The organism is Parapusillimonas sp. JC17, from assembly GCF_052180245.1.
Taxonomy (GTDB): Bacteria; Pseudomonadota; Gammaproteobacteria; order Burkholderiales; family Burkholderiaceae_B; genus Parapusillimonas.
On the sequence record NZ_CP197474.1, the window covers coordinates 1,894,249 to 1,916,955 of the forward strand.

Below are 22,707 nucleotides of genomic sequence, written 5' to 3' on the forward strand. Positions count from 1 at the left end.
ATGGTGATGGCATGATAAATGCTGGGGTCGGCAACAACAACGGGAGCTGCCGATGCGATTCAAGCAATTCTTTGATCTTATCAAGGACTCGGTCACCGCGTGGATCGATGATGATGCGCCGAGCATGGGCGCGTCGGTCGCTTTCTATACGGTTTTCTCGCTCGCCCCTTTGCTGCTGATCGTGATTGCGGTGGCGGGTGCCGTCTGGGGCGAAGACGCCGTGCGCGGCGAGATCATGAATCAAGTTAGCGAACTGGTCGGACGGGACGGTGCCCAGGGGGTGGAAACGCTATTGAAAGGTGCCGATGAGCCCAAGCAAGGCGCCATCGCCACCTTCATCAGCGTCGTGGTGCTGGTGGTCGGCGCAACGACCGTCTTCGCTGAGTTGCAGCGGGCGCTCGATCGCATCTGGAAAGTGCCGGCGCGGGAGAAAGTGTCCGGTATCTGGAATACCGTCCGCGCGCGCCTGCTTTCCTTTGGCCTTGTGCTGGGACTGGCCTTTCTACTGCTGGTCTCTTTGATCGTCAGCGCGTTTTTCGGCGCAATGGGCCGCTGGGGCGTAGGCCTGCTGCCTGGTTGGGAACTGATGCTGCAGGCCATGAACACGGTGGCGTCGATGGCGATGACGACTGTCATGTTCGCCGCCATTTTCAAATTCATGCCTCAAGTGCGCATTGCCTGGCGCGATGTATGGACCGGTGCATTCGTCACGGCGGTCCTGTTTGAAATCGGCAAGGTGCTGATCGGCCTGTATGTGGGCAAGAGCGCCTCCATCTCTTCCCTTACGGCGGCCGGCTCGCTCGTGGTCGTGCTGATCTGGGTGTACTACGCATCGCAGATTTTCCTGCTGGGGGCGGAATTCACCTGGACCTACGCCTCCAAGCATGGATCGCATGCGCGTGGCGATGAATCGGTGCAAGACGGCGTCGAGTCCGGGACTCAACGGCCGAACAAGGCCAACAACCCGTCGGAAATGGTTCCGCGCCACACCAGGTAGTCATGTCCGCCTGCATATTCGCGATGGAATACGGTTGCTCCCCGTGCCTGCAGCACATCGCGCAGATGGCGGTTGGGCCTGAGGATCCCGGCATGGCCGTCGCGCCCGTCTTCGAACAAGCCCGCCGACAGGAAGAACCGCGTGCCCAACTCCTGGCCAAGGACCACCGTCCGTGCGATGAATTCCTCGTGAGACGACGGAGTGCCCGGCGGATGCCACCAGAAGGAACCGGACATGCTCAGCGCATTGCCGAACTTCGCTGGATGGCGGAGCACGGCGCTGACGGCGGCCAGCCCGCCGTAGCTCGAACCAGCCAGCACGGTGCGCCGCGCGTCGGCTTGCAGGCCTGTGTCGCGCAAAAGGCGGGGCAGAAGCTCCAGCGCCAGGAAGTCGGCGAAGTCGGGATTTGCGGGCAGTTCCCGGCCGCGCGAAAGAGCGTCCCGGTTATGCACGAAGGCGGCCGCCACCGGCGGAATGGCGCCTGATGCGATCATGTTGTCGAGGATGCGCGGCGTCTGGACTTTGTTCAGGTATTCGTCCGCGTCGAACACGATCATCAATATATTGTCGTCGCGCTCGGGATCGAAGCCATGCGGACGGTACAGTGTGACATCGTGTTCGTTGTCCAGATACCGGCTCGCAATGGCAATACGCTCGATCCTTCCTTGTGCGCGGCCCTGGTCGCCGGCGAAGGGCTGTGGCGCCGCAGCCTCCAGCTCCGTGATCGAATGGCGGTTGTAAGCATCGGGAGCATCCGCCGGCCAGGAATGGCGGTTCAGCGGATCGGCCTGAGCCGTTGCGAGTATGGCGAGACGCCTTTCGCGCGGCGAACCGGGCGGCTCCGGAATATCGGGCGCGATGCGATACGAAAGCCGCGTGTCGGCGGGCACGATGAACGTTCTGTACCAGACGTCGCTGCCTTCCAGCCGCATCATGGGCTCATGGTCGTTGCTGGGCGCGCCCATGATTCTGGCGTTGCGGCGCGCTCCCCTGAACAGGAAAGTCATCAGCTTTTTTCCATCCGGTCCGTCTTCGATCAGGGGCGTGCCCTGTCTGGCCATTTCTTTCCAGAACGCTTCCGTGCCGGTGCCCAGTTCCAGTTGGCGCGCGAGATCGCGCAGTCTGGGGCTCGACAATGCTGTACGCGCGGCCGCCGGCCGCTCGTGCGTGCCGGGACCGTGCGTAACGGAAAGCTCGAAATCCGCATCGATTTCATCCGCAATGACTTGCAAGCGGTCGTCGCCATCATCGGCAACGAAGCGGAACTGCGCCTTCCCGCCGAAGCCCTCGACGAATCGCCGCTTGTGCTTGCCGTCCGCGCCGACCAGGTCCAGCGTCAGCGTGCCCGCGTGCACATTTATTTCCCCCTGCACATAGTCGCCCACCTGCGACTGCGGTTGGAAGAGGACGGCGCCTTGATCGTGAGGCAAAGACATCGAGACGGTCTGGCCCGGCTTGAGGAGGGAGGGGGTGACGGCAGCGGAAAGGTGGGGTGGATGCAACAGCAAAACCACCGACGCCAGCCAGAAAAAACAACGATTCATTTTATAAGGTGTTTATGAACGAGAATCATTATTATCCCAGCAAGCACGATTTCGTATCCTCGGCCTGGTGCCGCAGCCGCCGCCGGAGTCCATTCGCGCGCTTATGGGACAATGAAGACAGCCCATTCTTCGGAAACCCTATGAACAAATCCTGTTTGTCCTTCCTGCTGGGCGGTGTGCTGGCCATTTGCGCGATCTCACATCCTGCACTTGCGTTTTCCACCAACGAGGCCGCCGTGCCCACCACCGAAGCGCCCGCCATTGCGCCGATCATGGAGCCGGCTCCCATGCCTTCATGGTTCATGGGCACCATGCCGACGACTGATGCGCGGGTTGCGATCGATGTATTGGCCGACGCGGAATCGCAAGGCTTGAATCCCCGGGACTATCGGGCGGCCGAGCTCGCGCAGGCATACAAGAATGCGTCGCAAGGCGGGTCGTCGGCATCTGATTTCCTACTGCGGCTGGATGACGAGCTGACATCGGCGCTGGAACGATACCTGACCGACCTCACACACGGGCGCTTGAGCCCCGAAGTCTTGAAGCATCGGTTCAAGGCGCCGCCGCCGAGCCGGTTCGATGCGCGCGCTTATGTCATGGAAGCCCGCCGTTCGGGACGTCTTGCCGAGGCATTGAATAGCGCAGAGCCGCGGGTTCCCATGTATGCGGCGATCCGATCGGCAATGAACGCATATCGTGCCATGGGGAGTCATCCCGCATGGCAGGAACCCCTGCCGCCGCTGCCGGCGCGTTCTTTGAAGCCCGGGCAGGCCTACGATGGCCTGCCGCTGCTCGCATTGCGTCTTGCCGCGCTCGGCGACCTGTCGGTGGCGGCGCTTCCTGGAGACTTGTACGAAGGCATGCTGGTGGAAGGTATGCGGCGCTTCCAGACGCGACATGGCCTTGAGCCCGACGGCGTGCTCGGTGCCGCGACATTGGCGGCATTGAATGTCACGCCGGCGCAGCGGGTTCAGCAAATGGCATTGACTCTGGAGCGCTTGCGCTGGACGCCCTTGCTGCATGCGCCCCGCATGATCGTGGTGAATGTTCCGGAGTTCGTATTGCGCGCCTACTCGTTGCGCGGAGAGGAAATCGACCTGGGCCTGGAGATGCGGGTCGTGGTGGGACGCGCGCTGGACACGCGTACCCCGATTTTCCTGGAGGACATGCGCTCCATCGAGTTCAGCCCATACTGGAATGTGCCTTCATCGATTGCTCGGCGCGAGACCTTGCCTCGCTTGCGCCGCGATCCGGCTTATTTCACGCAGCAGGGATTCGAGTTCGTTACCCGTGATGGGGCCGTGGTCGATTCTTTGACGGGCGAGGCGATCGACGCGGTGCAAAGAGGAGACTGGCGCATCCGGCAACGGCCGGGGCCGCGCAACGCCCTGGGCGACATCAAGTTCATTCTTCCCAACGACCAGAACATCTTTCTTCACCATACGCCCGCGCCCGAGCTGTTTTCACGGGTACGGCGGGATTTCAGCCACGGCTGCATACGCATCGAGTCGCCTGTCGAGCTGGCCCGGTTCGTCTTGCAGAACAAGCCCGAATGGACGGCCGAGCGCATTCGCCAAGCCATGGCCAGGGGCAAGTCGAACACGCTGCGACTGGACGAGCCCATACCCGTCCTGATCGCCTACAGTACCGCCGTCGTCAAAGATGGTGGTAAAGTCTATTTTTTTCCAGATATATATCAGCAGGATGCGCGGCTGGAGCAGGCCCTGCGCAGCGCACGTCCGATCCAATCATGACACTCAAGACTGACTTTGCTCGCAGGCGCTTTCTGACGAGCGCCTCGGGCGCGGCCCTGCTGGGCGCTTTCCCCATGGTCTCCAGAGCCATCTCATTGGGCTCGCCGTCCGCGCGCGAACTGGCCATGGATCACACGCACACCCGGGAAAAGATCGAGCTGACATATGCGGTGGGCAGCCGGTATGTGCCGCAAGCGATGACGGATCTCAATCATTTCCTGCGCGATCATTATTCCGGCCTGATCGGCAGCATGGACCCCGGTCTTTACGACATCATGCATGCGCTGCGCATGTCGTTGAAGGCCAGGGCGCCGTACCAGATCATTTCAGGCTATCGGTCGCCGCACACGAACGAACGCCTGCGCACCACCCGTGGAGGCGGCGTGGCCAGGCACAGCCTGCACATGGACGGCAAGGCGGTCGATCTGCGCATACCGGGTGTCCCGCTCAAGGAATTGCGCGATGCGGCGCTCGAGCTCAAGGCGGGAGGCGTCGGCTATTATCCCGGCAGCGATTTCGTGCATGTGGATACGGGCGGGGTGCGGACCTGGCGCGGGTGACGGCGCCGGCAAGTCGCGACCTCAGTTTCATTGGCTCATATCGTTTATGGAGCATTTTTTATGGTGTCGTTGCAAGATCAGCTCTTGAGGGCCGGCCTGGCGGATCAGAAGAAGGCAAAACGGATCAATCAGGACAAAAGCAGGCAGAACAAAATCGATCGCCGCAGTGGCACCCAGACGGTGGACGAGACGCGCTTGGCCGCCCTGGCCACGCAGCAGAAGCACCGTGAGCAGACGCGTGAGCTCAATGCGCAGCGTGAAGAAGAAGCTCGGAGAAAGGCCATCGCCGCGCAGATTGTGCAGATGGTGCAGCAAAGCAGGCAAAGCAAAGGCGGCGGCGATATCGCCTACAATTTCACTCATGGTACGAAGATCGAGCGCATCCACGTCTCGGCGGCCGTGCGCTCGCAATTGGTGGCTGGGCAGCTCATGATCGTCAAGCTGGACGATACGACGGAGCTGGTCCCCAAGGTAGTGGCCGAAAAAATCGCCGAGCGGGATCCGTCGCTGGTGGTTCGCGTGAAGAAGCCGACTACGCAGGCCGATGAAGACGATCCCTATGCCGATTACAAGATACCGGATGACCTGATGTGGTAGGTTAGCGGTAGAAGTGAATCTTCACCGGCACATCCCATTCCCACTCCGGTATCACCGCGGAAAGTGGGACGTTTTGCAGATGGGTTGCGCCTGCTCGAAGACAGCGCCGGCCGCTTTGTCTTTCACCCCTTCGCGATTCTTCCCAGAACTTCCTCACTGAGCGCCTGATAGGCCTTGCCGGCGGGGCTGCCGGGCGCGGTGGCCATGACGGGAGCCCGATGAATGCCCATGCGCTCGACGTCGGAAGCGAACGGGATGTGCGTGCGCATGAAGCGCTTCTTGAATGCCGCGCTCATGGCATCCATGGTTTCAAGGTGGAGTTTCTTGACGTTCTGCACCATCGAGAAAAAGCCATGGATCTTCTGGGCGGGGAGCTTGTTCTTCTTGAAGAATTCCAGCAATTGCTCGAATGTGCGCTCTGAAAGCGTCGTGGGGATCACCGGTACCACGATGGCGTCGGCGGAACGGAACACGTTTTCAGAAAGCGTGGATATCGTCGGCGGGCAATCGAGCACGACCACGTCGTAATCCTTCTCCACCGTTTTGAGCGATTTCGTCAATCGAGAACGGCTGTTGCGCATCCGTGACAGGAACACGTCGAAATCCCGGAAGCTCATGTTGGCGGGCAGGATGTCCAGATTTTCGAAGTCGCTGCCGCGTATCGCGCCGGTGAATTTCTCGACGTCCTTGAAGAATGCCGTTTCCTCCAGTTTCTTCGAGGGTTTCACCCGGAAATAAAAACCCGATGCGCCTTGGGGGTCGAGGTCGCACAGCAGCGTTCGATTTCCCGCCGCGGCGATCGCGTAGGCCAGGTTGACGGACGCAGCCGTTTTCCCGACCCCTCCCTTGTTTGAATAGCAGGCGATGATCTTCATGACGGCTTGTCTCCTTCCTGAAAGAGGCGGCTGAAGGTTTGTTGCGTTTGCGGGCTGTTGAACTGGGCAAAGCTTTTCACGACTTTCGACCGTTCCTCGAGTTGGCGGGCATGCAATACGGCGGTCAACGCTCCCACGCTCTGGGCGATTTCAAGGCTGGAAGCGCCCATGCCGCCGGGGAGCCCGCGCAATGTCGCCTGCAGGCTTGCCTGCTGCACGGAGTAATCGTTGAACAGGCCAAGGTTCTGCTGCAGGCCCTTCAGTGGCTTGAGCAGGCTCTTGAACGGAGCCGGCGGAAACACCGGCTCGAAGAACTCCATGAGATAGCGCAGCTTCTTGCATTCAATGCGCAATGCGTGGACCTCGGCGTCGGGTGTGCCGGCGTCGATTCCGGAAGCGATCCTGCAGACCTTGCGATAGCGTTTCCAGATCAGGCTGCAGGCATAGTCGTGAGCCGGCAGATGCGCATTCCGTCCATGCTTCAGGTTTTGGGGCCGGACAAAGAGCGCCGCCAGGCCCGCTATTTCCTGCTTGTAGCGCCGGCTGCGCAGATAGCGCGACAGCTTGGCCTGTTCGGCCGTCCTTTGGTCGGCCAGCAAGCCGTACAGTGCGTCCAGGCCATGGTGCAGGCTTTTGGGCACAAGATCATGGCAGGCTTGCCTTTGCTGCAGCTGGACGTCCAGGTCCCGCAGGCGGTTCGTGCGAGCCATGATCGTGGCAAACGAGGATTTCAGGCGGTTTGCCTGGATATCGCTATAAATGCCCTGGAACAGGCTCAGGACGGAGCGGATCTTGCGCAAATGAACGCGGTAGTCGTGCAGGAATTCTGTGTCGTAGTCCGCAATGATGCCGTGCTCGTTCGCGCGCGCCATCGGAATATGGGTCGATATGATTCTATTTGCCGCATCGAAGGCGCTCGCGTCGACGGCAATCTTGACCCCGGGCGGTGCTTCGTCGGCAGCCGCTGCGGCAAAGAACTTGCCGTATAGCGCGTCGATGTCGAATCCGCTGCCCCCCAGTTCCTGGATGCGGCCGCGCAGCGCGTCCAGCGACGCATCGTAGCCTTTTATGCCTTGCAACTGGGCCAGCGCGGCGGAGCGTCCGCCCCGGTCGGACAGGAACAGCAAATAGGCCCGGCAATGGGTTTTTTCCTGGTCGTCGACGAGCGCCAGGACGGCGTGCTGCATCTCGCCGGACCCGATGGGCAGCAAACGGCGCAGCGGCGAAAGGTCGGACAGCGCTTGCTTGAGCGGGCCATCGGGAAGCTCGGCGACGAACCCCGCTTTGCGCTCCACGGCTTGCGATGCCAGCCTGCCTTCCGGGCCGATGAGCTCATAGGTGGCTTCGGTTTCCAGAAGCAGCCGGCTCGAGCGGCGCAATGAATGGTCGAAGTAGTCCAGCGCCGTGTAAGGCAGGACATGTTCACCGGGCGTGAGCACGAAGCCCAGCCTGCCGATGGGCTGGGTGATCAAGTGACTGATGGCCGGAACCGGCAGATGGTAGCAATCCATTATGGATTCGATTATCTCAGAAGGCGACCCGGTTGCGGCCCTGGCTCTTGGCACGATAGAGCGCTGCGTCGGTATGGGAATAGGCTACCTCGAAATCGGTGCCCGGCGCGTTCCAGCTGACGCCGAAACTGGCGGTGACCCGATGCGAGGGCAGACAGGAAAAGGCTTGCCCGGCAATGCGCTGGCGGATCGATTCCGCAATGGCCACGGAGGCTTGCAGTGCCGTGTCCGGCAGCAGTATGGTGAATTCCTCGCCCCCCACGCGGCCGATTTCGCCTCGGCCGGCCAGAGTGGCGGACAGCCGTTCGACCAGTTCGCAGATGACGGCATCGCCCGTGGGATGGCCGAACGTATCGTTGATGCGCTTGAAGAAATCGATGTCTAGTATCACCACCGAAAGCGGAACGTTCCGCAGATAGCGCTGCGCCTGGTCGAAGACGGCGCCCCGGTTCAGCGTGCCGGTCAGATTGTCGTGGCGCGCCTTGTAGTCCAGCTCGGCGCTCAAGCGCTGCAGTTTGGCATTCACGGCATTCAGCTCGGCCTCGCTGCGGTCGCCATGCCGGATCAGACGGTGGGTTTGACGCATGAGCCGATGGTAGTGTTGCACCAGCTCCTCCAGCGCCTGCCGGTATTGTCCGGCCTCAAGACCGGACGTCGCCACGACGGCCTGAGCCTGCGCCAGCGCAGCCATCTCGGCCTCGAAGAGATCCGTGTCCACCATCAGTTCTGTACCGCGTGATCCCGGAAGATCAGATCGGTGAAGTCTTCGCGTAGTTCCTGGCCGAATTCGTAAATGGTGTCGTCTTCCTCATCGTAGAACCAGTTCAGGATGACGTGTGTGCCGCTTGCCGCTTTCTCGTTCAAGGCACTGAAAAGCGAGAACAGCATCTTGGTGCTGGAGCTGTTGAAATAGGCCAGCGAAACATTCACGACAATGGGTTCTTGCGCCGTGTCGCGCTCGATGAAATGCCGCAGGGCGGCGATGATTTCGCCCCAGAACAGGGCGGCGTTCTCGGGATAGGCTTCCCCCTTGAGCGACAGTTGCCGCTCGTCGAACCGGAAGTCGACTTCGGGGGAGCTTGCGCTGGCCGGAATGAATATATTGGTCATAGTGATGCTTTCAAGATGGTGCTCGGTACAGTCGGAACGTGTCCCGTATTCAGATGGTGGCCTTCAGGTGGAAGAGGACATTCTCGCTGCCTGCTATCGGTATGAACTCGAACTCCAGTGGTTCGCTGGCGTCACGTGCCACGGTCAGCAAACCCAGGCCGGCCCCTTTGCTGTCCGGCGCGGTTTCCGCGCGCAAGGTCTGCTTGTACTCCCGCTTGATGTCATCGATGGTCAGCGTGTGCAAGTGTTCCAGTTTCTCGCGTAACTGCTCTGCAACGTCGATATGCACGGGGTTGGCGCAATGCAGATGATAGCGGCCCGCTTCCGTCGAGATGCAGATCGAGCCGTGCCGTACTTCTTTGTCGAAGTCGGCGGGGCCTTCGCAGCATGTATAGGCATCCTCCGAGTAATGGATGATGTTCTGCGTCATTTCGATGAATGCCGAGAACAGCTTGCGCCGCGTGGCGCCGCCCGCACCGACGTGCTCGATACGCATCTTCACCGCGTCGGCGACGGCCGCGATGATGTTCTGCGAGAAATAGCCTTCGTAATAGAGGATCACTTCGCGCTTGCTGGCCCACTGGCAGAATATTCGCCAATGCAGGCTGTGGTTCTCGTTGCTTCTCAAAGAGGGAAAGCTCATGGTCGACGATTCAATCAAGGCGGAAACTCAGTAGGGTAAAGTCATCCCGGCGCATCTGCGCACCCTGGTAGGCGTGGAAGTCTTCCATCAGCAGCCCCGTCAGCTCCGATATGGGCAGGGCGCGATGCCGCTGCAAGGCCAGGCGCAGCCGCTTCTTGCCGTAAGCGATATTCTTCGGCCCGCCGATCTGGTCGATCAGCCCGTCGGTGAAGCAGCACACGATCGCGCCGCGGGCAAGCTGTGTATTACGGTTCTTCCAGAACATGTCGGCCGGCGTGTCGGCATAACCGATGCCGATGCGCTCGCCTTCGATGGACTGCACGGCGTCCTGGCCGGGCAACAGGATGAACAGCGGCATCTTGGCATGGGCGCTGGTCAGTGCCAGCTTGGCGTCGTCAAACCATAGGAAGACGGCGTCCATGCCGTCGTTCGAATCGGCATGCCGCGTGGCGGAGTGCTGCCCGAGCGCCAGTTTCATGCCGCGGCTGACTTCAGACATCAGCAAGGCGGGGTCGCGAGGTCCGTATCGGTCCAGGGCATGGGTCAAGGACGAAGAAGCAATCAGCGTCAGGAAGGCGCCGGGAACGCCATGGCCTGTACAGTCCGCTATGGCGGCGAACCAGCCATCGCCATAGCGCTGGAAATGGTAGAAATCTCCCCCGATGACATCGCGAGGCTCCCACACGATGCCGACGTCGCGCAATGTGGCCTGGATGGCGGCCAGAGACTCGCTGAGCATGGCACGCTGTATGGTGCTGGCATAGTCGATGCTCTGCATCACCTGGCGGTTTTTCTCTCTCTGCAGTTCGACCAGCACGTGCATCAAGTCCAGGCCGGCGCCCACGCCCACGAACTGGCCGTCGTCCACGATCAGAAAGCCGTCGGCGAGCGTCTTGTCGCCGGATTCGACGGCGCGCGCGGCAAGCGTCTCGATGGGCATCCCGACATCGACGATCAGCGGCGATTTGTCCATGAAGGCGATGCAGCTTTTCTTTTCGTACAGCTCGCGGTAATAGGGCCGGGACATCTGCGACATGAAGATGTTGCGGCTGATCAACCCGATGGGAGAGCCATTTTCCAGCACAGGCAGGCTGACCAGTTCGCGATGGCGGCCGAATATCTCCAGCACCTCGGCATTGGTTTCATCGGAGCGGATGGCCGGCGCCTGGGTGACCAGCAATTGCGCGGTGGGGCGCTGCATGGCGGGCATTGATGCGGGCGATACGTTGAATGGGTCGGTCACGGTGACAGTCTCTGCACAGCGAAAGCACGCAGATGCGGAGGCTAGGCTTCCATGCGCTTCCGAAGGGAATGCTTAATAGTATTCACGTATCGTTACTTTTCTGTGACATTGTGACGACTTTGCCCACTACCGGGGACAATCCAGAAAGTAAGTGGCGAAGAACACGCCGCCCTCGGCCAAAGACAGTTCTATGCGGCAGATATCGGTGGGCGTTATGGCCATGCTGATCGTGCCGAGCGGTATGGCCACCTGTGCGCGAGTGGTGATGGTGCCGCTTTGGCTGATCTCGGATCTTCCGTATTTTCCTTCCTTGGTGGCGCGGACCCGGTACTGCAAGGTTTGCTGGATCGGACTTCGTATGTAGGGGGTAATGAGGCTGCCCCGCTTTTCGTCGGCTTGGAGCCACGCCTGTATATTGCCGTCGATGAACATGATGGCCCTCCAGGTAGCAATGACAGGAGCGCGCGCGCCCCTGTCGTTAAAGCCATGGTATTGGCGGTGTGTTAATGCTGCCAGACAACCGCAACGTTGGCTGGGCCGTTTTGCGTCACGGTGGAGGTGTAGTTCGAAGCGGATTGCGTGACGTAGGCCTGGTTGCCGTCCGTCGACTGGGTGACGGTCGAGGCCAGTGTCAGCCCCCGTTGGTCCACGATTGCCATATTGTTGTTATCCGACTGGGTGATGGTGGATTCCAGGTCGGACCCGTTCTGGTAGGACTGCGCAAAGTTGTCGATGCCCGATTGCGTGACGTTCGAGACATTCACGACGCCGCCCCCGCCAACCTGCGTGACATAGGCAACGTTGCTGAGGCCGGAGTCGATGATATGCGCTTCGTTGCCGGTTCCGGATTGCAGCACTTGAGCCGTACTCCAGTCTGATGCTTTTTGTTCGATCTTGAAATCAGCGGATACAAATAATCGGGCTTTCAGCGCCAAGGCACGGCGTTTGCTAACGCAATCGCGACGGATTCACCATTGGAGGCGACTCATGACCTTGGGCACAATTTTATTGATCATCGTGATACTGCTGCTGATCGGCGCTATCCCCAGTTGGCCGTATAGCAGGTCGTGGGGGTATGCCCCGAGCGGCGGCCTCGGCCTGGTGTTGATCATACTGCTCGTCCTGTTATTGATGGGCCGCATCTAGGGTTGTCGCACACGGCGCGGGGTTCAGGCCGGCTTCGTGACCAGAACGAGGCGGGGAACGGCATCTGTGCCTATGCTGACCACAGCGTTTTGCCCGTAGCGGCGGCCCAGCGACAGCACCACATCAAGCGCTAGATCAAGCACCAGATAGCCTGGTTCGGGCGGCCATTGGCCGCTCGGATCCAGGCCGGCGGCGGCGACTTTTGCCACGCCGAGGGCATCAAGCCTTTTTCCCAATTCGTCATGGCGCGCAGCATTCTCCTCGGCGGGCAAACGCCCGCTTGCCGGATTGAAAGCCGTGATGAAATGGCTATGCGCAGCCCCGCGGGCCGCATGCAATTGTTCAAGCTGCTTATTGTGTTCCCCGATCCTGAAATCCAGGATACCGTCGATCCGGTAAAGCGCGTTCGCATATGCCTGCAGCAAATCTTGGTTCATTGGTTTCATGGCGGGATATGATTCATTATTTCGACCCTACAGGATCATGATCTTATGGCGCTGCAGCGCGATTCGGACATCATCGAGACGCCGATCGATAGCGTATCGGTCTACGATGGCAGTTTTCTCAAGGTCAGGCGCGATACGGTGCGGCTGCCCAATGGCCGCCAAGGCACGCGCGAATATATCGTGCATCCTGGCGCGGTAGTCGTCATCGCCTTATTGGACGACGATCATGTCGTCATGGTGCGCCAGTATCGATACCCTGTACAGCGCGTGATCGTCGAGTTCCCCGCGGGCAAGCTGGATCCCGGCGAAACACCGCTTGCGTGTGCGCAGCGAGAACTGCTGGAAGAGACCGGATACACCGCCGGCCGCTGGACCGCTGCGGGGGAAATGCATTTGGCGGTCGGTTACTCGGACGAGATCATCCACATCTATTTCGCTACGGAGCTGACCGCCGGCGAGTCCAGTCCGGATGAAGATGAATTCCTGAATGTCGAAGTCATGGCGGTAGAGCGAGTCATCGAAGCCTGCCGCGACGGCGGCATCACCGACGCTAAATCATTAAGCTGCGCGCTGTGGCTGCAGAATGTGCGTGACGGCAAATGGCTGGTCTGATTTTGTCCTTGGCTTGAATGATTTGGCCATTATCGTTGCTATCCGATGCGGAAGGGGGCACGCGCGACAGGATCCGCTACACGATTATTTCATGAGATGGCGAAGGAGCTTCTGGCGTTCGATGACCAACGCAAAGGGCTGGAGGCAGTGCTGTAAGGCGCTTACGAGTGCCTCCTAGAAGTCGATGATCACAAACAAAAACGCCCAACCAAGAGTGGTCAGGCGTTGTGAATGGTGGAGAAGAGGAGGATCGAACTCCCGACCTCTGCATTGCGAACGCAGCGCTCTCCCAGCTGAGCTACTCCCCCATCGCAAGGCTTATTTTATCAGTTTGCAGGACGGTTTGCTTTGGTTTTGCAAGCCTGGCGGCGAGGCCGGCATGCTTGCGAACGGCCGCCGGCGCCATCGCCTACCGGACCGTCGCCGGCAGCCAACAGGGAGAGCATTCCGCATCGAAGCGTCCGCTCGGCCAACAGGTGCCGCGCATGCAGCGATCAGGGGCTTTCCGGCACCCGCTGGCTTGTGGGAATACCATATGCTGCTTGGGAGTCGTCCAATTGCATACAAGGGGTTTTGCCATGTCTATCCTGAACCGATTGCCTGGGTACAGGAAGGAGCCTCCGGGCATGGAGCGCAAGATCCTGCGGAGAATGCCGTGGGTCATTTTCTTCGGCGGCCTGTTGATTGCGTTGCCATCGATCGTCGTGCGCCTCATCGACTGGGACCGCAACCCGCTGGCGGCCCAGGCGCTTATCGAGCGCGTGGACATGTTCGCCTTCGGCACTGGCATGCTGTTTTTCAACGCGGTGTTCGCGGTCACGACGGGGGCGGTGCTGATCGTGCTGATGAAGGGCCCGGGCTATGTTGCCGACGGCTACAAGCTGAGTGACGCGGATTCGCCGCGCAGGGTTTCCGAGCGCGATTGATCCGTCGGGCGCGGCGGCCGGCCGGGATATAATGAGGGGTTATACGAATTCATTCCCAAGGCCTTAGTTCACAATGACAACCATACTTCAAGACGTACCGGTCGGCCAGAAGGTCGGCATTGCTTTTTCCGGTGGGCTGGATACCAGCGCGGCATTGCTCTGGATGCGCAACAAGGGCGCCATACCGTATGCCTATACCGCAAACCTGGGCCAGCCCGACGAGCCCGATTACGATGCGATCCCGCGCAAGGCCTTGGAGTATGGCGCCAAAGAAGCGCGCTTGGTGGATTGCCGCCCGCAGTTGGTGGCCGAGGGCATTGCGGCATTGCAGTGCGGCGCTTTCCATATCTCCACCGCCGGCGTTACCTATTTCAACACTACGCCGATCGGCCGGGCGGTCACCGGAACGATGCTGGTCGCCGCCATGAAGCAGGACGACGTCAACATCTGGGGAGACGGCAGTACGTTCAAGGGCAACGACATCGAGCGTTTCTACCGCTACGGCCTGCTGACCAATCCAGAGCTAAAGATCTACAAGCCCTGGCTGGACCAGACCTTTATCGATGAGCTGGGCGGCCGTGCGGAAATGTCCGAATACATGCGCCAAGCCGGCTTCGACTACAAGATGTCGGCCGAAAAAGCCTATTCCACCGACTCCAACATGCTGGGCGCAACCCATGAAGCCAAGGATCTCGAGCACCTGAACTCCGGCATCAAGATCGTGCAGCCCATCATGGGCGTGGCATTCTGGCGCGACGACGTCCAGATCAAGGCGGAAGAAGTCACGGTCCGCTTCGAGGAGGGCCGTCCCGTTGCCCTGAACGGCGTCGAATACTCCGACAGCGTCGAGCTCATGATGGAAGCCAATCGCATTGGCGGCCGCCATGGCCTGGGCATGAGCGACCAGATCGAGAACCGCATCATCGAAGCCAAGAGCCGCGGCATCTACGAGGCTCCGGGCATGGCCTTGCTGCATATCGCCTACGAGCGCCTGGTCACCGGCATCCACAACGAGGACACCATCGAGCAGTACCGCATCAACGGGCTGAAGCTGGGCCGCCTGCTCTATCAAGGGCGCTGGTTCGATCCGCAATCCATCATGCTGCGGGAAACCGCGCAGCGCTGGGTGGCGCGCGCGATCAGCGGGGAAGTCACGCTCGAACTGCGCCGCGGAAATGATTTCTCGATTCTCGACACGCGCTCGCCCAATCTTACGTACCATCCCGATCGCCTCACGATGGAGAAGGGCGAGTCCATGTTCTCGCCGCGCGATCGCATCGGGCAGCTCACCATGCGCAATCTCGACATCGTCGATACCCGCGACAAGCTGTTCACCTATGCCAAGTCGGGCCTGCTGGCACCCGCCGCGGGCTCGGCCCTGCCGCAACTAAAAGAAGATTGATGGCTAGGGTCAGACCCCATGCGGGGTCTGACCCTATGATGTTTCGGGGTCAGACCCCGCATGGGGTCTGACCCCATCTCGCTGCCTACATCTGCCCGAGCAGCAGGAACTCCATCAGGGCTTTCTGCACATGCAGCCGGTTTTCAGCCTCATCCCAGACTACGCTTTGCGGGCCGTCGATCACTTCGCCGGTGACTTCTTCGCCGCGGTGTGCCGGCAGGCAATGCATGAAAATGGCGGACGGGTCGGCGACCGCCATCATGTCCGCGTCTACGCACCAGTCTGCAAAAGCCTTGCGGCGCTCTTCGTTCTCGGCTTCGTACCCCATGCTCGTCCAGACGTCGGTCGTTACCAGATGGGCGCCTTGGCAGGCCTCCATGGGATCGGAGAATTCCTGCAGCACGCTGCTGGAAGGTTGCCCGATGCGTTCGGCTTCGAGCCGATAGCCGGTAGGCGCGGAGACATGCAGCCGGAAGCCGAGCAGTTCGGCCGCTTGCAGCCAGGTGTACGCCATGTTGTTGGCGTCGCCGATCCAGGCGACGGTCTTGCCTTCGATGGGGCCGCGGTGTTCGATGAAGGTGAAGATATCCGCCAGAATCTGGCAGGGATGGAACTCGTTGGTCAGGCCATTGATGACGGGCACCCGCGAATGCGCGGCAAAACGTTCGATGCGCGTTTGCTCGAAAGTGCGGATCATGATCAGGTCCACCATGCGCGAAATGACGCGCGCCGTGTCTTCGATGGGCTCGGATCGCCCGAGTTGGGAGTCCCCAGTGGTAAGATGTATGACAGAGCCGCCAAGTTGATACATGCCCGCTTCGAACGAAACCCGCGTACGCGTACTGGCCTTTTCAAATACCATGGCCAGGTTGCGGTCATGCAGCGTATGGTGCGCTTCGTATCGTTTGAACTTGCTTTTGATCAGTCGCGCGCGATCCAGGACGTACTGAATCTCGGTTTTCGATAAATCGCGAAACTGCAGAAAATGCCGTAGTGGACCTGTATGCGTCGTGGCGTCAGACATAGTAAGCCTTGTTTCAAAAGAGCCATCTTACCCTGCCGTCCGGCGGTCGGCAAAATCGCCGTGCCAAGACGGTACCGGCGGGTATCATATACAATTCGCGGCGCAGGTAAAGTTTGGTGGCCGGCACTGGCCACGGTTAGTCTGTGGAAGGTTATGACGCAACTTGTGCAGCAGTTAATTATTCATGGCATCACCCAGGATGGTCAAAGATTTCGCCCCAGCGACTGGGCCGAGCGCCTGGCAGGCGTGATGTCGCAGTTCAGGCCCGCCGGCTCGGTGGGCGGGCCTCTCACTTATTCTCCTTATGTCGTGCCGGTCGTGCTGGATGGCGTGCGCTGTGTGGTCGTCGACAAGCGCCTGCGCGAGCTGGAGCCCCTCGCTTTCAAGTTCGTGTGCAGCTTTGCCCAGGACAATGATCTCAAGGTGTCCGAACAGGAAACCGCCATCCCCAGCCGCCCTTGACCGGGCGGTTGCTTTTTACAGCCCCCGTGTTATAGCGGCGGCACAGCGGTAAGAACCGTGCCCTGAGTCGCAAAAGCCTCGACATTCTTCAGTACCAGTTCAGCCATAGCCCGCCGTGTTTCAGCGGTTGCGCTGGCGATATGGGGTACCAATACGACGTTGTCCAGGGCCTTGAGCGCATCGGGCACGCGGGGCTCGTCCTCGTAGACATCGAGTCCGGCACCGCCCAGCCTGCCGGCCACCAGGGCGTCGACCAGCGCCGCCTCATCTATGACGGAGCCCCGGGCGATGTTCACGATGATGCCCTTGGGCCCCAGTGCTTCGAGCACCTCCTTGTTGATCATATGGCGGGTGCTGGGCCCGCCGACCGTGGCGATCACGAGAAAGTCCGACCAGCGGGCCAGGTCCCGCAGCGAGGGTTCGTACACCAGGGAGGAGTCGGGGCGCGGATTGCGATTATGGTAGCGCACGTCCATGTCGAAGCCGCTGGCCCGGCGGGCGATGGCGGCCCCAATGCGTCCGAGGCCGACGATGCCCAGCTTCTTGCCACTGGCCCGGACACCGAGCGGAAAGGCCGTGTCGCCGCCCCATAGGCCGTCCCGTACATATCGATCGCCATGGCCTAGCCGTCGCGCGGCGGCCAGCAGCAGGCCGAAGGCGATGTCGGCGACGCAGTCATTCAAAATATCGGGCGTATTGCTGACTTGTATGCCTTTCTGCTGCGCGTGCTTGACGTCGATGGAATCGTAGCCGACGCCGAAGCTGCAGATGGCCCGCAGATTGGGCATGCGATCGATGAGGGCCGCAGGTGTCGTAGTGAGGGCGCTCGTCGTCATGGCGAGTATGTCGTTTTCCCGCCCCGAGATCGCCGTCTCCCGGTCGGGCGAGGTCCAAGCCTCGATGACGTCGAAGTGGGCTCTCAGCCGGTCTCCGGCCTCGGGAATCGAAAACGGCAGCAGTTGCAGAAGGGCGGGTTTTTGTATTGTCATTGGTGCCTCTGTAATGGGGGAGGATGCAAGCTGCAACTATACCCAAAAAGGGAAGAAGGGGGTCAGACCCCGAAAGCGGGCCTGCCCCTGCGCTAAAGGAGTAGGGTCAGACCCCATGCGGGGTCTGACCCTAGCGCAAAAGTACGGGGTCAGACCCAACGGGTCTGACCCCCCATGACCCCGGGCCGCCTCAGGAACCAGGGGTCAGACCCTGTACAGGGTCTGACCCCGCCACAATAGAAAAGGACGCCGAAGCGTCCTTTTCTACGCCGGACGTACGTCCGGTGATGCCGTTTAAACCATTACAGCAATCAGGCTAGTGCTTTGACAGCAGCAGCAAGGCGGCTTTTATGACGGGCAGCCTTGTTCTTGTGAATGATGTTCTTGTCGGCAACGCGATCAATAATGCTCGTTGTTTTCTGGAAAACTTCGGTAGCAGCTGCCTTGTCGCCGGCTTCGATGGCTTGGCGCACGCGTTTGATCGACGTGCGTAGCATGGAGCGCAGGCTGGAATTATGTTTGTTGCGCTCAACCGATTGGCGAGCGCGTTTACGTGCTTGGGCGGAATTGGCCATTTGCGTATCCCGTGTGTCTGATTAGACTGTAAAGTTTATTCGGCAAAGACAGCTATTCTAGCTTATCTGCCTCGGCGTGTAAAGTCTTGTAGGCGAAAACCGCATAGCAAGAGCATCGAAAAATAGACGGCGCCGCTTGCCGCGACGACTCCGGCCAGCCAGGCTGCCCGATACCCCGGGTGCGCGCCCAGGGCGATCCAGTCCAGACGATGGTCGGCATACCAGAGCAGTGCGGCCAGCGCGGCCAGCGCGGGCAGGGCGCGCAACAGGAATCGCGTCCAGCCGGCGGCTGGCGTGTACAGCCTTCGGCGCACGAGCAGAACCACCAGGCACAGCGCATTGATGCTCGCGCCCAGCCCGATCGATAGCGCCAGCCCGGCGTGCGCGAACAGAGGAACCAGCACGAGGTTGAGCAATTGCGTGACGACCAATACGAAGATGGCTATCCGGACCGGGGTGCGGATGTCCTGTTTGGCATAGAAGCCCGGCGCCAGGATCTTGATGGCCAGCAATCCGATCAGTCCGGCGGAGTACGCCATGACCGCAACACGGGTCTGCGCGACGTCATGGCCGCTGAACGCGCCATAGTTGAACAGTGTGGCGACCAGGCCGTCGGCCAGCATGGCAAGGCCCAATGCGGCGGGCAGCCCCAGCAGCAGGACCAGGCGCAAGCCCCAATCCAGCAAGGCACTGTAGCCGGCGTGGTCCTGGCGCGCGTGCGCGGCCGACAGGCTGGGCAGCAGCACGGTTCCCAGCGCAACACCCAGCAGCGCCGTCGGAAACTCCATCAGCCTGTCTGCAAAAGACAGCCAGGTCACGCTGCCCGGCGTGAGCCAGGTGGCGATATTGGTATTGATGAGCAGGGAAAGCTGGGCCACCGACACACCCAGAATGGCCGGCAGCATCTGGCGGAGGATGCGTTGAACCAGGGAATCCGCCCAGGCTTCGCGCAGGCGCAGGGAATAGCGCGGAATCACGCCCAGCCGCGCGAGCGCGGCCCATTGGACCAGCAACTGCGCCACGCCCCCTATCATGACGCCGACCGCCAGGGCGTAGATCGGGACCTCGAAGTAGGGAACCAGGAACAGACTGGCCCCTATCATCGAAACGTTGAGCAGTACGGGGGTGAACGCTGGAACCGCGAACCGGCTCCAGGTATTGAGCACGCCGGAGGCCAGGGCCACCAGGGACATGCAGACGATATAGGGAAACATCAGCCGCGTCATCCAGACGGCGGCTTCGAATTCGGTCTGGCGGGCGGCGCTGCGCAGGCCGCTGGCCATGGCGCTGACCACCCAGGGCGCGGCGACGATGCCGATAAGCGTCACCAGCATCAGCGAGAAGGTGAGCAGCAGCGCCACCCGATCCAGCAGGACGCGCACTTCTTCCGGCGAGCGGGTGTTGCGGGCCTGGCCCAGAATAGGTACGAAAGCCTGAGAAAAGGCGCCTTCCGCAAAAAGCCTGCGCAACAGGTTGGGAATGCGGAAGGCGACCCAGAACGCATCGGTCAATGGTCCGGCGCCGAAGGAACCGGCGATCAGGATGTCGCGTATCAGCCCCGTGATGCGTGAAAAGAGCGTAAAGCTGCTGACGGTGGCTGCGGACCTGAACAGGCTCATGAAGCTAAGGCCTGTGAACGCCGGAGGCGGGGCCAGACCCCGCAGGGGTGGGGTCTGGCCCCGTACGGGGTCTGACCCCAGGTTCTTGGGGACCCATCATTTTGGAGCCATGCGGATCGCGCCATCCAGGCGGATGGTTTCACCGTTGATCATTTCGTTCGTGATGATGCTTTGCACCAGCTTGGCATAGTCTTCCGGACGGCCGAGCCGGGCGGGGAAGGGAATGCTCGCCGCCAGCGAGTCCTGCACCTCTTGCGGCATGCCGAAGATCATGGGCGTGCCGAAGATGCCCGGGGCGATGGTGACGCAGCGAATGCCCGCCTTGGAGAGGTCGCGGGCGATGGGCAGCGTCATGCCGACCACGCCGCCCTTCGATGCGGAATAGGCGGCCTGGCCGATCTGGCCGTCATAGGCGGCGACCGAGGCGGTGTTGATCAGTACGCCCCGTTCTCCGGTGGGTTCGGGTTCGTTTTCGCTCATGGCGGCCGCCGCAAGCCTTATCATGTTGAAGGTGCCGATCAGGTTGATCGACACGACCTTCTGGAACAGGTCCAGCGCATGCGGGCCGTTCTTGCCCACGGTGCGCGAGGCCGGCGCAATGCCGGCGCAGCTCACCAGGCCGAACAGGGGGCCGAGCTCAAGCGCCGCGGCAACCGCCGCCTTGCCGTCCGCTTCCTGCGTGACGTCGCAGTGCACATAGACCTGCCCGAGTTCAGCGGCCAGCGCCTGGCCGGCTTCGTCCTGCAGGTCTGCCAGCACGACTCTGGCGCCTTCGGTCACCAGCATGCGCGCGGTGCCCGCGCCCAGGCCGGAAGCTCCGCCCGTTACGATGAAAACCTTGTTCTTGATATCCATTTCTTGTCTCGAAGTAAGAAACGGGCACGAGGCCCGTTGTGCTGATGCTGGAAGAGGTCAGGACTGAAGCGCCTGGAAGATGCGCTCGCGGATTTCGTCCACTTCGCCGACACCCGACAGCTGCCGGTAGGCCGGCGCGCCCGGGGCGCCGGTTTCCGCCCACTGCGAATAGTAGTCGACCAGGGGCCGAGTCTGTTCGCGGTAGACGGAAAGACGGTGTCTCACGGTTTCTTCGCGGTCGTCATCCCTTTGCACCAGAGGATCGCCGGTGAGGTCGTCGACATCGGGAGTCTTGGGCGGGTTGAACTTCACGTGGTAGCTGCGGCCGCTGGACGGATGCACGCGGCGTCCGCTCATGCGTTCGATGATGTTCTCTTCGGGAACGACGATCTCGACGACGTAGTCCAGCGTCACGTTCGCATTCTTCAGGGCGTCCGCCTGCGGAATCGTGCGCGGAAAGCCGTCGAACAGATAGCCGTTCTTGCAGTCGTCCTGCTTGAGGCGGTCGTTGACGAGGCCGATGATGATGTCGTCGGACACCAGTCCGCCCGCATCCATGATTTTCTTGGCTTCGAGGCCAAGCGGCGTTTGAGCCTTGACGGCGGCGCGCAGCATGTCACCCGTGGAAATTTGGGGGATGCCAAATTTTTCGGTGATGAACGCTGCTTGAGTACCTTTACCCGCACCGGGTGGACCGAGCAGTATCAGTCGCATGAATTCCTCCTGGAGTTCGATTTTTCTAACTTTTTCCGATTATGCCGCAATGCAGCAATTTCTGCACGGCGCTGCACGCATGAATCTGGGGCTCCGGTGCGCGGAATCGGCGATTTTGAAGTGGATTTATAACCGATTTGCGAAGACTTCGCGTATGCGGGCCAGGTCTTCCTGCGTATCCACTCCGGCGGCGGGATGGCTCGTGGTGACGTGAACAGCAATGCTATAGCCATTTTCCAGGGCGCGCAATTGCTCCAGTGACTCGAATCGCTCAAGCGCGCCGGGCTTCAGGGTGGGAAACAAGGACAGGAAACGTGCGCGGTAGGCATAGAGGCCGATGTGATGCAGGGCCGGCAAGCCGTCAGCCAGCTTTGGCTTGCCGTCGGCTAGCGCATCGCGGGCCCAGGGTATGGGCGCGCGCGAAAAATAGAGCGCCAGTTTGGCGTCGGAGCACACGACCTTGACGGCGTTGGGATTGAAAAGGACGGCGGCATCGGTGATCGGCGTCGCGCAAGTTGCGATTGCAGCGCCGGGCTCCCGCTGCAACAGCTTTGCGACGTCATCGATGTGATGAGGATCGATCAGGGGTTCATCGCCCTGCACATTGACGACGATGGTATCCGGCGCCAGGGACAGTTGCTGCACGACTTCGGCCAGCCTGTCCGTGCCGGTGGGGTGGTCGCCGCGAGTCATCAGCGCATCGAAGCCATGTCGGCGGACGGCGGCCAGCACGCGTTCGTCGTCCGTTGCGACAACGACTTGCGATGCGCCGGAGCGTGCCGCCTGTTCGGCCGTGCGGACCACCATGGGCTTGCCGCCGATGTCCAGCAAGGGTTTGTCGGGCAGTCGCGTGGAGGCTGCCCGAGCGGGAATGACGGCAACGAAGCTCATGCCTGGCCCGGCTGCTCAGTGGCGGCGGTTGTCGTCGAGGCGCCGGGGTTGAGCTCGCGTGCTTCGTTCTCGAGCATGACCGGGATGCCGTCGCGAATCGGAAAGGCCAGCTTGTCGGCGCGGCAGATCAGTTCGTGGTGGTCGCGGTCGTGCTGCAGGGGGCCTTTGCAAAGAGGGCAGACCAGTATTTCAAGCAGGCGGGATTCCATGCC

At 61.0% G+C, this 22,707-nt stretch carries 27 protein-coding genes and 1 tRNA gene; 9 read left to right on the forward strand and 19 right to left on the reverse strand.

Going from position 1 to position 22,707, the window contains the following annotated elements; translation table 11 throughout:
• Window positions 1-52 precede the first annotated feature (52 nt).
• Window positions 53-997, forward strand: coding sequence for a YihY/virulence factor BrkB family protein (locus ACSBPU_RS09170; RefSeq protein WP_442597449.1), 945 nt, complete (start codon window positions 53-55; stop codon window positions 995-997).
• Here ACSBPU_RS09170 and ACSBPU_RS09175 read toward each other — a convergent pair.
• Window positions 940-2,541 carry an alpha/beta hydrolase-fold protein gene (locus ACSBPU_RS09175; protein ID WP_442597451.1) on the reverse strand — a complete coding sequence of 534 codons (1,602 nt, stop codon included), beginning with the start codon at window positions 2,539-2,541 and terminating at the stop codon, window positions 940-942. The genes ACSBPU_RS09170 and ACSBPU_RS09175 overlap by 58 nt on opposite strands.
• A gap of 140 nt (window positions 2,542-2,681) precedes the next feature.
• Here ACSBPU_RS09175 and ACSBPU_RS09180 point away from each other — a divergent pair, with 140 nt between their 5' ends.
• Genes ACSBPU_RS09180 through ACSBPU_RS09190 form a run of 3 tightly spaced genes read left to right on the forward strand, consistent with a single transcriptional unit; the run spans window position 2,682 to window position 5,452 of the window.
• Window positions 2,682-4,295, forward strand: coding sequence for a L,D-transpeptidase family protein (locus ACSBPU_RS09180; protein WP_442597453.1), 1,614 nt, complete (start codon window positions 2,682-2,684; stop codon window positions 4,293-4,295).
• Window positions 4,292-4,855: a YcbK family protein gene (locus ACSBPU_RS09185; RefSeq protein WP_442597455.1), complete on the forward strand. Its 564-nt coding sequence runs from the start codon at window positions 4,292-4,294 to the stop codon at window positions 4,853-4,855. The genes ACSBPU_RS09180 and ACSBPU_RS09185 overlap by 4 nt, the downstream gene beginning before the upstream one ends.
• Before the next feature lie 60 nt (window positions 4,856-4,915).
• Window positions 4,916-5,452 carry a DUF2058 domain-containing protein gene (locus tag ACSBPU_RS09190; RefSeq protein WP_442597457.1) on the forward strand — a complete coding sequence of 179 codons (537 nt, stop codon included), beginning with the start codon at window positions 4,916-4,918 and terminating at the stop codon, window positions 5,450-5,452.
• A gap of 122 nt (window positions 5,453-5,574) precedes the next feature.
• Here ACSBPU_RS09190 and ACSBPU_RS09195 read toward each other — a convergent pair whose 3' ends face one another.
• The 8 genes from ACSBPU_RS09195 to ACSBPU_RS09230 form a co-directional block, all read right to left on the reverse strand.
• The gene (locus ACSBPU_RS09195; RefSeq protein WP_442597459.1) at window positions 5,575-6,327 is read right to left on the reverse strand and encodes a ParA family protein; all 753 of its coding nucleotides are present in this window, start codon (window positions 6,325-6,327) and stop codon (window positions 5,575-5,577) included.
• Window positions 6,324-7,838 (reverse strand): CHAD domain-containing protein, encoded by a 1,515-nt coding sequence (locus ACSBPU_RS09200; RefSeq protein ID WP_442597461.1) that lies wholly within the window; start codon window positions 7,836-7,838, stop codon window positions 6,324-6,326. Before ACSBPU_RS09200 ends, ACSBPU_RS09195 begins: the two co-directional genes overlap by 4 nt.
• Before the next feature lie 16 nt (window positions 7,839-7,854).
• Window positions 7,855-8,559: a GGDEF domain-containing protein gene (locus ACSBPU_RS09205; protein ID WP_442597463.1), complete on the reverse strand. Its 705-nt coding sequence runs from the start codon at window positions 8,557-8,559 to the stop codon at window positions 7,855-7,857.
• Window positions 8,559-8,948, reverse strand: a complete 390-nt coding sequence (locus ACSBPU_RS09210; RefSeq protein ID WP_442597465.1) for a DUF1987 domain-containing protein — start codon at window positions 8,946-8,948, stop codon at window positions 8,559-8,561. The genes ACSBPU_RS09205 and ACSBPU_RS09210 overlap by 1 nt, the downstream gene beginning before the upstream one ends.
• Before the next feature lie 49 nt (window positions 8,949-8,997).
• Entirely contained in the window at window positions 8,998-9,591 is a 594-nt protein-coding gene (locus ACSBPU_RS09215) for a SiaB family protein kinase (protein WP_442597467.1), read from the reverse strand.
• A 10-nt stretch (window positions 9,592-9,601) separates the two neighbouring features.
• The gene (locus tag ACSBPU_RS09220; RefSeq protein WP_442597469.1) at window positions 9,602-10,834 is read right to left on the reverse strand and encodes a SpoIIE family protein phosphatase; all 1,233 of its coding nucleotides are present in this window, start codon (window positions 10,832-10,834) and stop codon (window positions 9,602-9,604) included.
• 126 nt (window positions 10,835-10,960) lie between these two features.
• The gene (gene csgH / locus ACSBPU_RS09225; protein ID WP_442597471.1) at window positions 10,961-11,266 is read right to left on the reverse strand and encodes a curli-like amyloid fiber formation chaperone CsgH; all 306 of its coding nucleotides are present in this window, start codon (window positions 11,264-11,266) and stop codon (window positions 10,961-10,963) included.
• Between the two features lie 71 nt (window positions 11,267-11,337).
• Entirely contained in the window at window positions 11,338-11,691 is a 354-nt protein-coding gene (locus ACSBPU_RS09230) for a hypothetical protein (protein ID WP_442597473.1), read from the reverse strand.
• A 130-nt stretch (window positions 11,692-11,821) separates the two neighbouring features.
• Between ACSBPU_RS09230 and ACSBPU_RS09235 the strand changes: the two genes are divergently transcribed.
• Window positions 11,822-11,980: a DUF3309 family protein gene (locus ACSBPU_RS09235; RefSeq protein ID WP_442597475.1), complete on the forward strand. Its 159-nt coding sequence runs from the start codon at window positions 11,822-11,824 to the stop codon at window positions 11,978-11,980.
• Between the two features lie 23 nt (window positions 11,981-12,003).
• Here the strand turns inward: ACSBPU_RS09235 and ACSBPU_RS09240 are convergent, their stop codons facing one another.
• Window positions 12,004-12,417: a DUF3293 domain-containing protein gene (locus ACSBPU_RS09240; RefSeq protein ID WP_442597477.1), complete on the reverse strand. Its 414-nt coding sequence runs from the start codon at window positions 12,415-12,417 to the stop codon at window positions 12,004-12,006.
• Window positions 12,418-12,471: 54 nt separating this feature from the next.
• On the opposite strand from ACSBPU_RS09240, the gene ACSBPU_RS09245 reads away from it, so the two are divergent.
• On the forward strand, window positions 12,472-13,038 hold the full coding sequence (locus tag ACSBPU_RS09245; RefSeq protein ID WP_442597479.1) for an NUDIX domain-containing protein: 567 nt from the start codon (window positions 12,472-12,474) through the stop codon (window positions 13,036-13,038).
• A 232-nt stretch (window positions 13,039-13,270) separates the two neighbouring features.
• Here ACSBPU_RS09245 and ACSBPU_RS09250 read toward each other — a convergent pair.
• A tRNA-Ala gene (locus tag ACSBPU_RS09250) sits at window positions 13,271-13,346 on the reverse strand.
• A gap of 318 nt (window positions 13,347-13,664) precedes the next feature.
• Between ACSBPU_RS09250 and ACSBPU_RS09255 the strand changes: the two genes are divergently transcribed.
• Complete coding sequence (locus tag ACSBPU_RS09255) at window positions 13,665-13,964, forward strand: hypothetical protein (RefSeq protein WP_442597481.1); 300 nt, start codon at window positions 13,665-13,667, stop codon at window positions 13,962-13,964.
• A 73-nt stretch (window positions 13,965-14,037) separates the two neighbouring features.
• Complete coding sequence (argG, locus tag ACSBPU_RS09260; protein WP_442597483.1) at window positions 14,038-15,366, forward strand: argininosuccinate synthase; 1,329 nt, start codon at window positions 14,038-14,040, stop codon at window positions 15,364-15,366.
• A gap of 85 nt (window positions 15,367-15,451) precedes the next feature.
• Here argG and argF read toward each other — a convergent pair whose 3' ends face one another.
• On the reverse strand, window positions 15,452-16,390 hold the full coding sequence (gene argF, locus ACSBPU_RS09265) for an ornithine carbamoyltransferase (protein ID WP_442597485.1): 939 nt from the start codon (window positions 16,388-16,390) through the stop codon (window positions 15,452-15,454).
• A 153-nt stretch (window positions 16,391-16,543) separates the two neighbouring features.
• On the opposite strand from argF, the gene ACSBPU_RS09270 reads away from it, so the two are divergent.
• Window positions 16,544-16,852: a DUF3579 domain-containing protein gene (locus tag ACSBPU_RS09270; RefSeq protein ID WP_442597487.1), complete on the forward strand. Its 309-nt coding sequence runs from the start codon at window positions 16,544-16,546 to the stop codon at window positions 16,850-16,852.
• Window positions 16,853-16,881: 29 nt separating this feature from the next.
• On the opposite strand, the gene ACSBPU_RS09275 is transcribed toward ACSBPU_RS09270, so the two are convergent.
• From ACSBPU_RS09275 to ACSBPU_RS09305, 7 genes are all read right to left on the reverse strand, one after another.
• Window positions 16,882-17,841: a 2-hydroxyacid dehydrogenase gene (locus ACSBPU_RS09275; protein WP_442597489.1), complete on the reverse strand. Its 960-nt coding sequence runs from the start codon at window positions 17,839-17,841 to the stop codon at window positions 16,882-16,884.
• Between the two features lie 311 nt (window positions 17,842-18,152).
• Window positions 18,153-18,416, reverse strand: coding sequence for a 30S ribosomal protein S20 (gene rpsT / locus ACSBPU_RS09280; RefSeq protein WP_165028917.1), 264 nt, complete (start codon window positions 18,414-18,416; stop codon window positions 18,153-18,155).
• Between the two features lie 62 nt (window positions 18,417-18,478).
• Complete coding sequence (murJ, locus tag ACSBPU_RS09285) at window positions 18,479-20,035, reverse strand: murein biosynthesis integral membrane protein MurJ (protein ID WP_442597491.1); 1,557 nt, start codon at window positions 20,033-20,035, stop codon at window positions 18,479-18,481.
• A 96-nt stretch (window positions 20,036-20,131) separates the two neighbouring features.
• On the reverse strand, window positions 20,132-20,890 hold the full coding sequence (locus tag ACSBPU_RS09290) for a 3-hydroxyacyl-CoA dehydrogenase (RefSeq protein WP_442597493.1): 759 nt from the start codon (window positions 20,888-20,890) through the stop codon (window positions 20,132-20,134).
• Between the two features lie 57 nt (window positions 20,891-20,947).
• Window positions 20,948-21,604: an adenylate kinase gene (gene adk / locus ACSBPU_RS09295; RefSeq protein ID WP_442597495.1), complete on the reverse strand. Its 657-nt coding sequence runs from the start codon at window positions 21,602-21,604 to the stop codon at window positions 20,948-20,950.
• A 126-nt stretch (window positions 21,605-21,730) separates the two neighbouring features.
• On the reverse strand, window positions 21,731-22,495 hold the full coding sequence (gene kdsB / locus ACSBPU_RS09300; protein ID WP_442597497.1) for a 3-deoxy-manno-octulosonate cytidylyltransferase: 765 nt from the start codon (window positions 22,493-22,495) through the stop codon (window positions 21,731-21,733).
• Window positions 22,492-22,704 (reverse strand): Trm112 family protein, encoded by a 213-nt coding sequence (locus ACSBPU_RS09305; protein ID WP_442597499.1) that lies wholly within the window; start codon window positions 22,702-22,704, stop codon window positions 22,492-22,494. Before ACSBPU_RS09305 ends, kdsB begins: the two co-directional genes overlap by 4 nt.
• Between the last annotated feature and the right edge of the window lie 3 nt (window positions 22,705-22,707).

What these genes read in the sequence shown, in the direction of transcription:
- ACSBPU_RS09255 (WP_442597481.1), top strand. Translation starts at nt 13,665, where the DNA reads ATGGAGCGCAAGATCCTGCGGAGAATGCCGTGGGTCATTTTCTTCGGC.
- ACSBPU_RS09175 (WP_442597451.1), bottom strand. Translation starts at nt 2,541, where the DNA reads ATGAATCGTTGTTTTTTCTGGCTGGCGTCGGTGGTTTTGCTGTTGCAT.
- rpsT (WP_165028917.1), bottom strand. Translation starts at nt 18,416, where the DNA reads ATGGCCAATTCCGCCCAAGCACGTAAACGCGCTCGCCAATCGGTTGAG.
- kdsB (WP_442597497.1), bottom strand. Translation starts at nt 22,495, where the DNA reads ATGAGCTTCGTTGCCGTCATTCCCGCTCGGGCAGCCTCCACGCGACTG.
- ACSBPU_RS09235 (WP_442597475.1), top strand. Translation starts at nt 11,822, where the DNA reads ATGACCTTGGGCACAATTTTATTGATCATCGTGATACTGCTGCTGATC.
- argG (WP_442597483.1), top strand. Translation starts at nt 14,038, where the DNA reads ATGACAACCATACTTCAAGACGTACCGGTCGGCCAGAAGGTCGGCATT.
- ACSBPU_RS09210 (WP_442597465.1), bottom strand. Translation starts at nt 8,948, where the DNA reads ATGACCAATATATTCATTCCGGCCAGCGCAAGCTCCCCCGAAGTCGAC.
- ACSBPU_RS09290 (WP_442597493.1), bottom strand. Translation starts at nt 20,890, where the DNA reads ATGGATATCAAGAACAAGGTTTTCATCGTAACGGGCGGAGCTTCCGGC.
- ACSBPU_RS09170 (WP_442597449.1), top strand. Translation starts at nt 53, where the DNA reads ATGCGATTCAAGCAATTCTTTGATCTTATCAAGGACTCGGTCACCGCG.
- ACSBPU_RS09270 (WP_442597487.1), top strand. Translation starts at nt 16,544, where the DNA reads ATGACGCAACTTGTGCAGCAGTTAATTATTCATGGCATCACCCAGGAT.
- ACSBPU_RS09215 (WP_442597467.1), bottom strand. Translation starts at nt 9,591, where the DNA reads ATGAGCTTTCCCTCTTTGAGAAGCAACGAGAACCACAGCCTGCATTGG.
- ACSBPU_RS09190 (WP_442597457.1), top strand. Translation starts at nt 4,916, where the DNA reads ATGGTGTCGTTGCAAGATCAGCTCTTGAGGGCCGGCCTGGCGGATCAG.
- ACSBPU_RS09275 (WP_442597489.1), bottom strand. Translation starts at nt 17,841, where the DNA reads ATGACAATACAAAAACCCGCCCTTCTGCAACTGCTGCCGTTTTCGATT.
- csgH (WP_442597471.1), bottom strand. Translation starts at nt 11,266, where the DNA reads ATGTTCATCGACGGCAATATACAGGCGTGGCTCCAAGCCGACGAAAAG.
- ACSBPU_RS09240 (WP_442597477.1), bottom strand. Translation starts at nt 12,417, where the DNA reads ATGAACCAAGATTTGCTGCAGGCATATGCGAACGCGCTTTACCGGATC.
- ACSBPU_RS09200 (WP_442597461.1), bottom strand. Translation starts at nt 7,838, where the DNA reads ATGGATTGCTACCATCTGCCGGTTCCGGCCATCAGTCACTTGATCACC.
- ACSBPU_RS09245 (WP_442597479.1), top strand. Translation starts at nt 12,472, where the DNA reads ATGGCGCTGCAGCGCGATTCGGACATCATCGAGACGCCGATCGATAGC.
- ACSBPU_RS09180 (WP_442597453.1), top strand. Translation starts at nt 2,682, where the DNA reads ATGAACAAATCCTGTTTGTCCTTCCTGCTGGGCGGTGTGCTGGCCATT.
- argF (WP_442597485.1), bottom strand. Translation starts at nt 16,390, where the DNA reads ATGTCTGACGCCACGACGCATACAGGTCCACTACGGCATTTTCTGCAG.
- ACSBPU_RS09305 (WP_442597499.1), bottom strand. Translation starts at nt 22,704, where the DNA reads ATGGAATCCCGCCTGCTTGAAATACTGGTCTGCCCTCTTTGCAAAGGC.
- ACSBPU_RS09185 (WP_442597455.1), top strand. Translation starts at nt 4,292, where the DNA reads ATGACACTCAAGACTGACTTTGCTCGCAGGCGCTTTCTGACGAGCGCC.
- adk (WP_442597495.1), bottom strand. Translation starts at nt 21,604, where the DNA reads ATGCGACTGATACTGCTCGGTCCACCCGGTGCGGGTAAAGGTACTCAA.
- murJ (WP_442597491.1), bottom strand. Translation starts at nt 20,035, where the DNA reads ATGAGCCTGTTCAGGTCCGCAGCCACCGTCAGCAGCTTTACGCTCTTT.
- ACSBPU_RS09195 (WP_442597459.1), bottom strand. Translation starts at nt 6,327, where the DNA reads ATGAAGATCATCGCCTGCTATTCAAACAAGGGAGGGGTCGGGAAAACG.
- ACSBPU_RS09205 (WP_442597463.1), bottom strand. Translation starts at nt 8,559, where the DNA reads ATGGTGGACACGGATCTCTTCGAGGCCGAGATGGCTGCGCTGGCGCAG.